Annotated in this window: 12 protein-coding genes; 7 read left to right on the top strand and 5 right to left on the bottom strand. The window is 47.4% G+C overall.

Going from position 1 to position 13,728, the window contains the following annotated elements:
- Positions 1-2 precede the first annotated feature (2 nt).
- The gene (locus ON05_RS18655) at positions 3-1,037 is read left to right on the top strand and encodes an ABC transporter substrate-binding protein (RefSeq protein WP_029315154.1); all 1,035 of its coding nucleotides are present in this window, start codon (positions 3-5) and stop codon (positions 1,035-1,037) included.
- Between the two features lie 20 nt (positions 1,038-1,057).
- On the opposite strand, the gene ON05_RS18650 is transcribed toward ON05_RS18655, so the two are convergent.
- Positions 1,058-1,762 (bottom strand): hypothetical protein, encoded by a 705-nt coding sequence (locus tag ON05_RS18650; protein WP_010472604.1) that lies wholly within the window; start codon positions 1,760-1,762, stop codon positions 1,058-1,060.
- A gap of 1,156 nt (positions 1,763-2,918) precedes the next feature.
- On the opposite strand from ON05_RS18650, the gene ON05_RS18645 reads away from it, so the two are divergent.
- Together ON05_RS18645 and ON05_RS18640 are read left to right on the top strand one after the other, a co-directional pair.
- Positions 2,919-3,710, top strand: coding sequence for an alpha/beta fold hydrolase (locus tag ON05_RS18645; RefSeq protein ID WP_010472599.1), 792 nt, complete (start codon positions 2,919-2,921; stop codon positions 3,708-3,710).
- 5 nt (positions 3,711-3,715) lie between these two features.
- The gene (locus ON05_RS18640; protein WP_010472597.1) at positions 3,716-4,672 is read left to right on the top strand and encodes an NAD(P)/FAD-dependent oxidoreductase; all 957 of its coding nucleotides are present in this window, start codon (positions 3,716-3,718) and stop codon (positions 4,670-4,672) included.
- Between the two features lie 699 nt (positions 4,673-5,371).
- On the opposite strand, the gene ON05_RS18635 is transcribed toward ON05_RS18640, so the two are convergent.
- Positions 5,372-5,896, bottom strand: a complete 525-nt coding sequence (locus tag ON05_RS18635; RefSeq protein WP_236618933.1) for an MFS transporter — start codon at positions 5,894-5,896, stop codon at positions 5,372-5,374.
- Positions 5,841-6,104 carry a hypothetical protein gene (locus ON05_RS18630; protein ID WP_236618932.1) on the bottom strand — a complete coding sequence of 88 codons (264 nt, stop codon included), beginning with the start codon at positions 6,102-6,104 and terminating at the stop codon, positions 5,841-5,843. Before ON05_RS18630 ends, ON05_RS18635 begins: the two co-directional genes overlap by 56 nt.
- 426 nt (positions 6,105-6,530) lie before the next feature.
- Between ON05_RS18630 and ON05_RS18625 the strand changes: the two genes are divergently transcribed.
- Genes ON05_RS18625 through ON05_RS18615 form a run of 3 tightly spaced genes read left to right on the top strand, consistent with a single transcriptional unit; the run spans position 6,531 to position 9,411 of the window.
- Positions 6,531-7,556, top strand: a complete 1,026-nt coding sequence (locus ON05_RS18625; RefSeq protein ID WP_010472596.1) for an iron ABC transporter permease — start codon at positions 6,531-6,533, stop codon at positions 7,554-7,556.
- Positions 7,553-8,596, top strand: coding sequence for an iron ABC transporter permease (locus ON05_RS18620; protein ID WP_010472595.1), 1,044 nt, complete (start codon positions 7,553-7,555; stop codon positions 8,594-8,596). Before ON05_RS18625 ends, ON05_RS18620 begins: the two co-directional genes overlap by 4 nt.
- Positions 8,593-9,411 (top strand): ABC transporter ATP-binding protein, encoded by an 819-nt coding sequence (locus ON05_RS18615; protein ID WP_010472594.1) that lies wholly within the window; start codon positions 8,593-8,595, stop codon positions 9,409-9,411. The genes ON05_RS18620 and ON05_RS18615 overlap by 4 nt, the downstream gene beginning before the upstream one ends.
- A gap of 62 nt (positions 9,412-9,473) precedes the next feature.
- Here ON05_RS18615 and ON05_RS18610 read toward each other — a convergent pair whose 3' ends face one another.
- Positions 9,474-10,049: a Uma2 family endonuclease gene (locus ON05_RS18610; protein WP_029315150.1), complete on the bottom strand. Its 576-nt coding sequence runs from the start codon at positions 10,047-10,049 to the stop codon at positions 9,474-9,476.
- A 97-nt stretch (positions 10,050-10,146) separates the two neighbouring features.
- The gene (tyrS, locus tag ON05_RS18605) at positions 10,147-11,361 is read right to left on the bottom strand and encodes a tyrosine--tRNA ligase (protein ID WP_029315149.1); all 1,215 of its coding nucleotides are present in this window, start codon (positions 11,359-11,361) and stop codon (positions 10,147-10,149) included.
- A 361-nt stretch (positions 11,362-11,722) separates the two neighbouring features.
- On the opposite strand from tyrS, the gene ON05_RS18600 reads away from it, so the two are divergent.
- A complete protein-coding gene (locus ON05_RS18600) occupies positions 11,723-13,657 on the top strand; it encodes a transglycosylase domain-containing protein (RefSeq protein WP_010472591.1) in 1,935 nt (644 codons plus the stop codon).
- The last annotated feature ends 71 nt before the right edge of the window (positions 13,658-13,728 follow it).

Raw genomic sequence — 13,728 nt, 5'->3', positions numbered from 1 at the left:
TCATGTTGCTACTATGGCTAGTGCTAGCGACAAGCCTTGCAATCGGAATTCGGCGGCTATGTATACCTGGGTTTCGACGGTTTCTTTGGCTCAGCGTTTCTTCCTGCCTGCTCCTGAGCCTGTTGATGAGTTGTGCATCGGATCCGTTACCGAACCTTCCTCAACAACGTTCCCCACTCACTAAGGGCACTTTTTTATCCATAGAACATGCGATGGGAACCAGCCAAGTTCCTATCCAAGCTCAACGAGTGATTACAGTAGATACAGCGGCATTAGATGCCGCTTTAGCGTTAGGTGTTAAACCTGTTGGTTCCGTGATTTATAGTCAATTCCCTGCCTATTTGGGAGACCAAACAGAAGGTATCGCATCCGTAGGAGAAGGGACTCAACCGAATTTAGAAACCATCCTTAGCCTGAAGCCCGATTTAATCTTAGGCAGTAAGATCAGCTCCGGCAAAATTTACAAACATTTAGACCGAATTGCACCAACGGTTTTAACTGAAGGAAGTGGCAGGGATGGAGAATGGCACGACAATTTTCGCTTATTTGCCAAAGCCTTAAATAAGGAGTCGGAAGGACGGCAGGTCTTGACAGACTATCAACAACGGGTCAAAGCTCTACAGCAGCAGTTAGAAGAGGTTGATCAAACCGTTGTTTCAGTGGTTGCTACAGGTCAAGGCCGGATTGGCTTATACACGTCGAACAGCTTTTCAGGCTCAGTGCTGGAAGATATAGGATTTGATCGGTCTTCGAAGCAAAAGAACACTAAGGGATATGTCGTCCAAATTTCTCGAGAAGACTTGGAGAGCTTGGATGGCGATCTGCTCATTTTAATCCATAGTCCTCAAATATCAGGCAGCTTTGACTATGACGGCTTTGTGTCTGATCCGCTTTGGTCAAAATTGAGTGCTGTTCAGAACCAAAAAATTCATGAAGTTAATAGCGAAGTGTGGACAGCAGGCCGTAATATTCTGGCTGCCAATCAAATCCTAGATGACATTGCTCAAATATTTTCTATCAGCATTTCCCCATCGTGATCTGTGATTGAACAATATCTTCAGATTGATTCACTCATACTCCAAGCAATAACGATCGCGACTCGCTTTGAATCTAAAACATTCCTAACTTTAAATCCCACAGGAAGGGAAAGAGAGTTCTTCTCAGTAAATTTCTGCATTACGGTAGGAAATTCTTGAACGTTTGTTCCAGGATCACCTGCTTGGACGACGTGCCCAATATCGACCCATTGAAAGCCATGATCCGTGAAGGCAGCCCACCGTTCTCCATCAGACCCAATGGAACAGATCTTGCTCATCTGTCGAGACTGAGGGAATAGACTCGTATCATAATCATAGGGTTCACAGTGGGTAATGCCTTGTTGTAGCAGTTCATAGGCATCTCGAACGGTCCCCAGATAAAAGCCATGTTTGGTTTTAGCAAAGGTCCTCAGCTGAACAAGTTTAAGTTTTTCATCTTCATCAACATCAGGATAATCCCCTGTCCATGGGTTCGGGTCGGTGAGAGCGCTACCGTCTTGGCAACAGTACAGGTAGGTATAGACGTGATAGAACTGATTCACCCAATCTACAACATCAATTTGATATTGCCGCCCTTGTAGCCAATGGGGATAGTAAACCCGTAGTCCGAATTCTCGTTGTCCCCATCGGAAATAGGTTTTCAAAGATTCAAAACACCATTGTTTGTTACACCTAGCAAAGCCCGTCTCCCCAGGCAGGACAATTCCACGATAGATATTTGACATCGTTGTTTTACATTATTTCGAATCATTAGCTAGTGATTTACTAAATCGGTATTCCCTGCCATCGAATCCCCAACGCTGAGGAGATAAAATCAAGGATATTTAGCATTTTTCAGATATAGCTTTCAAAATCAGAATAAAAAGCTATAAATAAATGATTTTATGGACTTTGACTATTCATTCATCAATTTACTCAAATATTCTTTATTAAAACGATTCAAGACAGTCGCTTTATAGCTCAACAATTTGTATCGTTTGTAGCAACATTCAAAAGAAAATTTGCACACATCAGGAACACCACCCGTCAAGTTTGAATCTTTCTGGGTCAGCCTTAGCATTAACACTTACATAAATGTGGTCAGTTAACGAAATAGGTATAGGAAATCATTTTTCTGCTACATTAACTACAATTTTTCCTATATTACGTTGAATTTAGATACTTATTATTGCTTTTGTAATATACATACAGGAAGACGCCATAAAGCCTAAAATTCTTTTTGAGTAGGCTTTTATCAAGATGATTTAGCAAAAAACTTAGGCATGACTCTATATTGTTATTAATACTCATTTGCAATAAAATGCTTAAGCATCTATTGAGTCAGTTGCTCTAGCTTTCTATACCACTAAGCTGAGATTGAGTATTAACGATAAGACGTCCGCTTAGCCTGCGGTGTAGCTCCAAACGATGTTTAAGCTCTAAGAATCTTCGCTAAATCTCGAAGCAAATGCTCTGCCTTCAAGGATTTCGGTACTTTGAACAGCCAATATTTTAGATGGTCAATAATCTGTTCGATATTGTGTCCATTTTGTTGAGACCCTCCACCAAGGGAAACCATAGAATACAACGCATAATCAGCTAGGGATGTCACAACCCTGCAAGAGCACTTTGGTAGCTCTCAATGACTTAGGCGATCCAAATCCCGCATTATTCCGTCCACCCCAACCTTGACGCACCATATCTTTCGCAGCCAAAATGCTGTACTGTAGTTGAGAATATTAATCAATAATTATCTTGACACCAGCATAGAAGCTCAGCTCTAGACTACCTATATTTATAGCCGCTGGTCATATTCCGGATCTTAGATAGGTGGTGGAGTGATACTCACTATTACTGACATCAAGATACCTTTATTGATTTAAGTTTATGGACCCCTAGCTTGTGAGTACTTTTGATGCACTCTGGTTATGTGCTAACCCCCGTCTCAAACGGTTTGACTGGAGTTTATGCCAACAGCTCAAGCGATGTACGAATGTAAAATTTTGGAGCTACCATCAAACGGCGGATGAACCTTGCTCTATACAAACTGCCTTAACATTGCTCCACCAAGATATTCAACGGCAATCACAGCCAATTCATCTGCTGGGGCATGGTCTCAGCGGCACATTGGGGTTACTTTATGCTCGTTATCATCCCCAAGCAGTTAAATCATTAACGCTACTCTCCGTTGGGGCAAATCCATCCGTGGGTTGGCATGCCCATTACTACAAGATGAGAGAACGTTTACCCTGTAGTCGAGAGGCGATTTTATTTCAAATGGTAACCATGCTGTTTGGCGTGATGAACACCCATCGAGCCATGACATTGGCGTCACTCTTGGCAACGATCCTAGATACTGAATTAGCTCCCCACTCTTTAGCCCATCGCAATGAGTTAGCGCCTGGAGGAGTAGCGTCTCCCTTGTTAGTATGTCATGGAGAACATGATGCTGTGGTTGACCCGCAAGCTCATGCCCAGTGGCAACCCTGGCTTAAAGCAGGCGATCGATTATGGAGCTGTCCTCAAGGACGGCATTTTTTCCATTATGATCATCCACGTCGGACCAGCCAAATCATTCTGGAGTTTTGGCAACAGGTCTCAAGTATGCCTCGCCTACCCTCCACCCATGAACAGCTCATGATGAAGCTGTTATGCAAGGAAATGAATCATTCTGCCCTACTTCCTGGAGACTAAAGACCTTGGATACCTATGAATTTGATGTTGTGATTATTGGTGGTGGTCCTGCAGGCTGTACCTGTGCCCTCTACACATCGCGAGCGAATTTCAAGACGGTTATTTTAGACAAAAACCCTGCTGTGGGTGCTTTGGCCATCACTCATAAAATTGCCAACTATCCTGGCGTTGCCGGTGATATCAGTGGCGAAGAACTCCTGACTGTCATGAGAGAGCAAGCCATGGAGTTTGGCACGCACTATCAGCAAGCACAAGTCTTTGGTCTAGATATTACCGGTGCCCAAAAAAAGGTTTACACCCCTGAAGGGACATTTGTGGGCCGAGCGATTGTCTTAGCCACAGGGGCAATGGGTCGCAAGGCATCTTTTGATGGAGAAGCTGAGTTTTTAGGTCGAGGAGTCAGCTACTGCGCCACCTGTGATGCCGCTTTTTACAAGGATCGGCCTGTTGCAGTTGTAGGGCTGAATCGGGAAGCAATCGAGGAAGCTCAAGTCCTCACTAAATTTTCGTCTATGGTTCACTGGGTAACCGTAAAGACCCCGCCAGCGGAAGATACCCATGCTCAGGATTTGCTGAGTTTACCCAATGTGAAACATTGGAGTCGGTCCAGGCTGCTATCAATTCAGGGTAGCGCCATGGGAGTTTCAGGGGTACAGGTAAAGGTCAGAGATCAAGATGAACCGATAGGTTTAGAAGTGGATGGGGTATTTGTCTATCAAAATGGCTCCAAACCTATTACTGATTTTGTAGGCGATCAAGTTCACTTCAATCCCGATGGTGGGGTCAAGGTTGATGAACTGATGGCAACCAGTGTAGACGGTGTATGGGCTGTTGGAGACATCCGCAATACCCCTTTTAAGCAAGCGGTGGTTGCAGCTGGAGATGGGTGTGTGGCCGCCATGGCGATTGATCGCTTTCTCAATAGTCGCAAGCTATTTAAGCCAGATTGGGATCATTCCTAACTCAACTGACCGAGAAAAGGTCACTCCCGTTGGCTCACAGAATAGTGATGTGTTGCCCAATCCACCAATGCGTCAATTTCTGTGACCATGCGAATTTGAATTTCTTGCTCTGAAGTACTGCTCAGGGCACCGGCTAACTCTGAGTCGACGGAAAACGTATTGTGCCGGCCTGATATCTGATCAATTTGCTCATCAAGCTAGACAAACAACTTGACGATTTTTTTGCGTTGATTACTTCGCAGTAATTGAGAAGACGAGAAGACAGTGTGATGACCGTAGCAGTCACGTTCTTTAGTCGTGAGCAGTAAACGAATATAGTCTTGGGTCTATAGGCTTTGAACTTCGATCCGCAGATGGGTATTGAAGAAGCGATCGCTAAGACGATACGGAACCGATCAAAAACGGTGATAAATTGACCTTCAAAGGGATCTCCGATCTGAACAGAACCAAATCAGGGTAGATTTTTACCAATCCCTAATGCAGCAGATTTTACAATAGGCAGCTCAGATACCTAACTCACCAGTGGACTTCTCACCATTGGTAGCGAAGTGAAGCACTCAGGACTGTTAGGGAAGGGCACAACATCTAGGTGCTTCCGGCACAATAGACCGATACATTCACAATAGCGCACCTCTTTTGAAATCTAGGCCATTGCTGATCAGGCTTAAACATTGGGTTGAGAAGCAAACCATAACTCAATTATGGCGCGGGATGGAAGTGAAGGTGGGTGTGCTGCGTGGCTGAGTAGGCATGATGGTGATGGGATGGGTCGCTATGGTCGTGGTCATGTTCATGCCATAAACCTCTCTTAAGCTGCATTAATTGATGGGGGCGAAATATGGTGAACATCATCACGAACAGCCCTAAACCGAACAGGCTGCTGTAGAAAAAATAGGACGCAAGAGAGCTGCCCATCCAACCTGCAACTGGATAGGCAAAAACCCACCACAGATGGCTTAACGCGAAATGTGCCCCATACACACGGCCTTGCACCTCCACCGCAACTCGGTCAGCAATAACGGTTTGTGTAGTGACATTGACCAGGGTTTGGCCGATACCTGCAATGCCCCAAAGCAACAACAATCCACCGAGTAAAACTTCATGAGCAGGTAAGAGCGCCAAGACAATCAACAGAGTCCCCAGGGTGATTAGGCTAATGGGATGATATTTATTCCTGAAATGTCCTAAACCAATCGATGCTAAAAGCAGCCATCGCCCATCCATATTCTGTTTTACCCAGTTGCAAGGTGCTTTGAACATAACCGACCGTATTCACCAGCATTTGAGCCCCTGCGATCGCAGCAATAAATTGCAGAGCTAGCGCATATCGAATCCATGGATCCAGCCACAGGTTACTCGTAGCGTTAATGCGCCAGCCAGAATGGTGCCTGACTGTTTGTTCTCCGGCTAACTCAAAAGCTAAGAGTGCCAAGCCCAACTAGGTGAAAGCATCTCCCATAAGGTTGATAGTCTGTGCCAAGTAGAGTCTGGCACAGACCGGATTTTCTAATCCTTGTAACCATCGAGGCAGTTTAGTCATCACAAAAAAAGTGGATTAATTGGTGTGCAGTCACACCTGTCTAAAGTGATAGAGGTCGAGTCTGCATCCACACCATTTGCGGAGCAATACAAAACGCGGCTAGAAGGGATTGGACAACCCAGTTCTGGTTTCGTTATTGAGAAGTTTCTTAACTCTAGGCTGAAGATAGTCTCCAATTATCGCTTTTGTAATATACGGACATGAAGCCACGAGTCAACCTAAAAGGCTTGCAAAGCAAGCTTTTCTCATAGTTCCTAGATAGAAATCTTAGGCACATACATGTAGTATTACTAAGAAGAATTATCAATAAATTGGTCAGTGTCTATTGTTCCTGCTCGGCGTCAGTTGCTCCAGTCCCCTATTCCCCTGGGATTGGGATTGGTCTTAGGAATAGGACTACTATTGGTTTGTTTTATGGCCAGTGTAGGGCTAGGAGTTGCTGATATCAGCCTCAAAACGGTGTATCAAGCTCTGACAGACTTTGATGGATCGACGGATCAACTGATTATTCGCACCGTTAGAATTCCACGATCCCTTACTGCCTTATTAGTCGGTAGCGCTGTTGCAATGGCAGGGGCGATTATGCAAGGACTCACACGCAACCCCCTCGCTGACCCCGGTATTTTAGGGATTAACTCCGGGGCCGCGCTGGCCGTTGTGGGGTCAGTATTTTGGTTAGGTACAACGTCTCTTAAGGTTTATGCAGGGTTTGCCTTGCTGGGCGCTGCAATCGCTGCCATTACCGTCTATGCTCTCGGTTCCTTAGGGCGAGGTGGACTGACACCGCTTAATTTGACGATTGCAGGGGCTGCATTTTCAGCTTTGGTGACCTCCCTGACGACCGGGATTCTGATCCTGAGTCAACGAACCTTGGAAGAGATCCGGTTTTGGCTCGCGGGTTCTGTCGCAGGGCGGGATTTAGACTTAGTGGTTCAGGTTTTACCCTATCTGGCAGTGGGCATGGTGATTGCCCTAGTTATGGGTAAACAGCTCACTACTCTCAGCCTAGGGGAAGATATTGCTCAAGGTTTAGGTCAAAAGACCACCTGGGTCAAAGGAATTGCGGCAGTGAGCATTATTTTGCTGGCAGGTGGCTCTGTTGCGATCGCAGGTCCGATCGGGTTCGTGGGCCTAATCGTTCCCCATATCGTTCGGTTCTGGGTGGGGGTCGATTATCGCTGGATTCTGCCCTATGCCGCCATTGTCGGAGCCATCTTATTGCTGATCGCTGATATTGGAGCACGGTTAGTAATTCAGCCCCAAGAGCTGCCCGTGGGGTTAGTCATGCCCTTGTTGGGAGCCCCCTTCTTTATCTATCTGACCCGCTGGCAGGTGCGACGATGAAGCAGTGGATAGTGGTTCGTCCTCCGCAGGTTCCGATCTCATTTCATCTAGACCGACGGGTTCCCAGTATTCTGGTCTGCCTGATCCTGGCGACGTTGGTGGCCATGGTCCTCAGTGTGGGGCAAGGGGAATATCCGGTGCCAACCTTAGATGTGATTAAAACAGTCTTAGGAGTAGAAACGAGTAATCCAGACTTTGCCTTTATTGTGATGACCCTGCGTTTACCGAGAACCCTAGTGGCTTGGGGGGTAGGTATGGGACTTGCGATCGCAGGCACGATCACTCAAGGGATCACCTGCAATCCGTTGGCATCCCCCGGCATTATTGGGGTTAATGCTGGGGCTTCTTTAGCTGCCGTCACCTTAATTGTGCTCTATCCTGACTTACCGATAGCACTAATTCCCTTAGCTGCGTTCGGTGGAGCGCTGACGGTGGCAGTGCTGATTTACCTGCTGGCTTGGCAGGGTGGTAGTTCTCCCGTGCAATTGATTTTAGTCGGTGTGGGATGCAGCCTGATTGCCGGATCTTTAACGAACCTGATGGTGACCTTTGGCAATATCTATAACGTCAGCCAAGCCTTAGTCTGGCTAGCCGGTAGCGTCTATGGTCGCAGTTGGGAGCAACTGATGGTATTTCTGCCCTGGCTAACGGGGTTTGGGGTGCTGAGCCTATTGATGAGTCGGGAACTCAATGCCCTCCAACTCGGCGATGAGGTAGCTCGCAGTTTAGGCAGTCGTTTAGAGCTCCAACGCGGTCTACTGTTGTTGAGCAGTGTAGCCCTGGCTGGATCGGCAGTCGCTACAGCAGGCAGTATTGGCTTTGTGGGATTAATGGCCCCTCATCTGGGACGGCAACTCGTAGGCCCCTCCCATGAAGGACTACTTCCGGTAGCGGCTTTAACTGGGGGCTTTGTCGTAGTGGTGGCAGATTTGCTGGGTCGTTTACTCTTTGCTCCCATTGAACTGCCCTGTGGGATTATTACGGCCATTGTGGGAGCACCTTATTTTTTTTATGTATTGATTCGCGATCGCAACTCATGACCCCTGAAACACCTGCCTACGCTCTCACGACTCGGAAACTCACCCTCGCTTATGAAGGCAAAGTGGTGATTGAGTCCCTCGACCTAGCGATTCCCACTGAAAAAATCACCATCTTGGTCGGCCCCAATGGCTGTGGTAAATCGACCTTGTTGAAGGGCCTAGGGCGCTTACTCAAGCCCAAACAGGGGGTGGTGTACCTGGGGAGTGAGTCCATTGCCAAACTCTCCACCAAAGCCATTGCCAAACGGTTGGGGTTGCTCCCTCAAGGACCCACCGCCCCAGAAGGATTGACCGTTAGAGATTTAGTGGCCCAAGGTCGCTATCCCCACCAGGGATGGCTGCAGCAATGGTCTAAAGAAGACGAGCAGCAGGTGAACTGGGCCTTATCAATGACGCAAATGATTGAGTTTGCCCATTGCGCTCTGGATAACCTATCCGGTGGACAGCGTCAGCGAGCCTGGATAGCCATGACTTTGGCTCAAGATACAGATATTTTGCTATTGGATGAACCGACCACCTATCTTGATTTAGCGCACCAGATGGAAGTTCTGGATTTGTTATATGACCTTAATCAAGAACAAGGCCGCACCATCGTTATGGTCCTCCATGACTTGAATCAAGCTTGTCGATATGGAGATCATCTAGTCGCCCTCCAAGCAGGTCACATCTATGACCAAGGCCATCCCCGCCAAGTTATGACTAGGAAAATGGTACAGGCAGTCTTCGGTTTGGATAGTTGTATTGTGGATGATCCTGTTGCGGGGACACCGTTATGTATACCTGTGGGACGTAAGGGAGTGTCGTTTGCTGTTTAGTCGGACCTAGACAACCTCATAGCCTTATCTGATATTGCGTTTATACCCTACAGTCTGACGTTCTAGAGAATGCCTGCTAAAGATAATTGCAAGTTCGGCAATACCGCTTCTCCACTCAAGAAGTCTGGATCTTGGAGCACCTCTACCTCTTGATCTAGACGATAAATTTCTACCTGTTGATCTTGAGGGTTAATCAGCCAGCCCAGCTGTAATCCATTCACAAGATATTCTTGCATCTTGGCTTGCAAACTACTGAGAGCGTCATTGGCAGAGCGAAGTTCAATTACAACATCAGGACAGAGAGGCAAAAACTGGTTGGGATCGGGATTGAGCACCGTCAACCGATCTTGGCGTACCCAAGCCACATCCGGCGAGCGAATCGCACCGTTAGGCAACCGAAACCCAGTAGAGGAATCAAACACAATTCCGGTTCCATCTTCATCTGCCCAATTGCCGAGCCGTTGCCCGAGTCTTAGATTACGGTTTCCAGTCCCCCATCCCGTGGGTGGCATAATCACTAACTTTCCTGCTGCAGTTCTTTCTAGACGCAGATCTCGATTTCCTTGGCAAAGATGGTAAAACTGTTCATCACTGAGTTCTAAATCAGCCGGTTGCAAGTCTAATTCGATTGCCAGCATGATACCGCCCATCGTGGATGTCTCTAGTTTATCCTCTCGCTCGAACCGCCAGAGGTCTTCACATCTACGAGTAGAGACTCTAAACTTCCGTACCTAGTCAGGCGATAAACCGAATAAACTTCTTTTTACCCACTTGTAAGACCATCCCGATCAGATCGTCAGGCTGTTTATACGTTTGATCAACCACGGTGATTTTAGTGCCATCTAACTTCACAGCTCCGCCCTTAATTTGGCGACGGGCATCACTACTGCTAGAACATAATCCGCTGGCACTCAGCAAATAGAACAGCTTGGCCGGGAACGTCACCTCCGCCAACGAATATTCAGGAATAACATCGGTTTGACTCATATCTCCCTGGGTCACCATTGCAGCTAGGGATTGTTGGGTTTCATTTGCGATCGCAACACTGTGATACTGGCTCACCACAGTATGGGCCAACAGCTTTTGCTGCTCTCGAGGACTCTCCGGTAACTCTTTAAGGGACAAATCGGTTAGATGTTCAAAGTACTCAGGCAGCAGCGCATCCGGCATTTTCTCCAACTTGGAGTACATACTGACCGCATCTTCAGCCAAGCCCACATAGTTATTCAATGACTTGGACATCTTTTGCACCCCATCCGTCCCCAATAGAATCGGGGTGAGTAGACCAAACTGGGGGCGCAGGCCAAAATGCCGCTGTAAATCTCGACCAATGGCAATATTAAATTTCTGATCGGTTCCCCCAAGTTCCACATCCGCTTCGACTGCTACCGAGTCATAGCCCTGCAACAAAGGGTATAGAAATTCATGTAAATAAACGGGCGTCCCCTGCTGATAGCGTTCGGCAAATCCTTCTTTCGCCAGCATTTGCCCCACGGTCATTGTAGTCAGCAGTTCTAAGGTCTTTGCCAAATCGATTTTGGACAACCACTCTGAGTTGTAGCGAACCTCTAACCGATCAGGGGTCTCAAAATCCAAAATCGGCTTGATCTGATCTAGGTAGGTCTGAATATTATGCTGCACCTCTGCTTCTGTCAGCTGACGTCGAACCTCAGATTTACCCGTTGGATCACCCACCCGCGCCGTAAAATCGCCAATAATCAAAACGGCTTTATGGCCTAAATCCTGAAACGCCCGCAGTTTACGAATCGGAAGGCTATGGCCTAAATGGAGATCCGTGCCCGTGGGGTCAATGCCCAGCTTGATGCGCAGCGGTTGATCCGCGTTTTCCAAGCGATAGGCTAAATTGTCATCCTCTTGTTGTGAATCAGCATTATCGGGGAAAATATCGCTAACGCCCCTCTGGAGCAACGAAGACACTGCATCTGCCATAGGTGAGTAATAGTAAGGATAAACAAAGGGCAATCGCCCATATCGCCGTCAATCGCTCTTGCGACTGAAAAGCAAATTCTAGTATGCCATTGCAGCACAACTCATCTTAAGAAATAGCCAAGAAACTATCATGGTCTGCACAATGCAAAATAGCATTATTTTTTTGCGCCAAAGGAAATTATAGTAGTCCACTAAATAGGGATGGTAAGCTATGCTCAACCTCAATTTTAAGCGCTCACTCTGCTAGTGTTGCCGTTGCACCCACTATTCATAGACCTCCTGGTCCTCTGGGCCAAAATTGCTAGTATGATTCCTGAGTGGTCATTGTTTCAAACTTTCCAAAAGAGGATGTGAATCTCCTGTGTCTCTATCACAAACTGCCAGCCCCAAAAACCCCAACCGCTTTTCTAAAGGCACCAGTTTTATTGGGGGGATTGGCAAAGCAGCGGGTTCCACAATTCTGATCACGACGATGCTGGCTAGCGCCGCTGCAGCCGGTAGCTTAATGGGGGTCGCCATTAGCTTTCGCAATTTACCGGACGTTCGGTCCCTAAAGGGTTACATCCCCAACGAGACCACCCATATTTACGATATTAATGGCAAAATTCTGGCCAGCCTCCACGATGAAGAAAACCGTGAAGTCGTTCCCTTAGATAATATTTCGCCCCATTTGAAGTTAGCCGTGTTAGCCATTGAAGACAGCAACTTCTATAAACATGATGGGATTAATCCCTACGGTATCCTCCGGGCCACGGTCACCAACATTCAGGCTGGAGAAACCGTCCAGGGTGCTTCTACCTTAACCATGCAGCTGGTCAAAAACCTGTTTTTGACCCCTAGGCAAGAACTGGGCCGGAAGGTTGCAGAGGCGGTTCTAGCCATGCGGCTAGAGAAGCTGTTCAAAAAAGATGAAATTTTAGAAATGTACCTCAATCAAGTGTATTGGGGACATAACACCTACGGCGTTGAAACTGCCGCCCGCAGCTATTTCAATAAATCATCATCAGAGCTGAACCTCGCAGAATCAGCCATGATGGCGGGCATTATCCAAGCCCCTGAAAGCTTTAGTCCCTTTGATTTTGACTCCGTCACCGATGAAACCCTTGAGATTGCCAAACGGCGACAAGCGGTGGTTCTCAATCGAATGAAAAAACTGACCTGGATTACCGAAGAAGAAGAGCAAGCGGCTTTAGACACACCTTTGAAATTCGGTAAGGTCACCTCCTTTCAACTCAGCCGCTCTCCCTACATCACCAACACGGTTATTAAAGAATTGACTCGTCGATTTGGCCGCGATGCCTTGAGTAAAGGGGGCATGCGGATTCAAACCACCATCGACATCAAAATGCAGGAAATTGCCGAAGATTCGGTGAAATGGGGACAACAGCGCATCTCCTATGCAGCGGATCAAATGGCGTTGGTCGCGGTTGATCCTCGCACCCACTTTATCAAAGCGATTGTCGGGGGAGTCGATAGCCAAAAAAGTGAATTTAATCGGGCGACCCAATCTATTCGCCAACCAGGATCCGCGTTTAAACCCTTTGTCTACTACGCCGCTTATGCGTCCGGTAAATATACGCCCAGCAGCGTCATTAATGACACCAAGGTCACCTTTAATGATGGAACCGCACAAGGCTATACACCCTTAAACTACGACAAAACCTTTGGAGGGTCCATGTCTTTACGACAAGCCTTGGCCACCTCCCGTAATATTCCCGCTGTTGTCCTAGGCCAAAAGGTCGGGGTGGAGAAAGTGATTGATATTTGTCGGGTGCTGGGCATTAAAAGCCCCATCCCTCCGGTGATTTCACTGCCGTTAGGTTCTGTAGACTTAACGCCGCTCGAAATGGCTTCAGCTTATGCAACGTTTGCGAATAACGGCTGGCAATCTGAAACTACAGCCATTGCCCAAGTCACCGATAGCAGCGGACGCTTAATCCTAGATAATACTCCCCAGCCCAAGTTAGTGCTCGATCCATGGGCATCTGCCGCTTTAACCCAATCCCTGCAGGCGGTCATCAATGGCGGGACAGGCACCTCAGCTCAAATTGGCCGACCGGCTGCGGGTAAAACGGGAACCACGTCTTCTGAGCGAGATGTTTGGTTTGTGGGTTATGTGCCGCAATTAGCCACGGCAGTGTGGGCCGGAAATGATAACTATTCTCCCATGGGAAGAGGGGCTTCAGGGGGGAGCTATGCCGCACCAGTCTGGCGCGACTTTATGAGCAAAGCTCTGGCAGATCAACAGGTGGAATACTTTAAGTCACCTAGTACGTTTCCCAAGCCTGGCGGTTAGTTAAGACCAGATGTCATGGGGTCAGAAGGCTAGATTGCCTGCTTTATAGTTCTATCGCCTGAGTCCTATCG

The organism is Acaryochloris sp. CCMEE 5410 (assembly GCF_000238775.2).
Classification (GTDB): Bacteria; Cyanobacteriota; Cyanobacteriia; order Thermosynechococcales; family Thermosynechococcaceae; genus Acaryochloris.
This window is presented reverse-complemented; position numbering and strand designations above follow the sequence as displayed.

What these genes read in the sequence shown, in the direction of transcription:
- ON05_RS18655 (WP_029315154.1), top strand. Translation starts at nt 3, where the DNA reads ATGTTGCTACTATGGCTAGTGCTAGCGACAAGCCTTGCAATCGGAATT.
- ON05_RS18650 (WP_010472604.1), bottom strand. Translation starts at nt 1,762, where the DNA reads ATGTCAAATATCTATCGTGGAATTGTCCTGCCTGGGGAGACGGGCTTT.
- ON05_RS18635 (WP_236618933.1), bottom strand. Translation starts at nt 5,896, where the DNA reads ATGGATGGGCGATGGCTGCTTTTAGCATCGATTGGTTTAGGACATTTC.
- ON05_RS18620 (WP_010472595.1), top strand. Translation starts at nt 7,553, where the DNA reads ATGAAGCAGTGGATAGTGGTTCGTCCTCCGCAGGTTCCGATCTCATTT.
- ON05_RS18615 (WP_010472594.1), top strand. Translation starts at nt 8,593, where the DNA reads ATGACCCCTGAAACACCTGCCTACGCTCTCACGACTCGGAAACTCACC.
- ON05_RS18610 (WP_029315150.1), bottom strand. Translation starts at nt 10,049, where the DNA reads ATGCTGGCAATCGAATTAGACTTGCAACCGGCTGATTTAGAACTCAGT.
- tyrS (WP_029315149.1), bottom strand. Translation starts at nt 11,361, where the DNA reads ATGGCAGATGCAGTGTCTTCGTTGCTCCAGAGGGGCGTTAGCGATATT.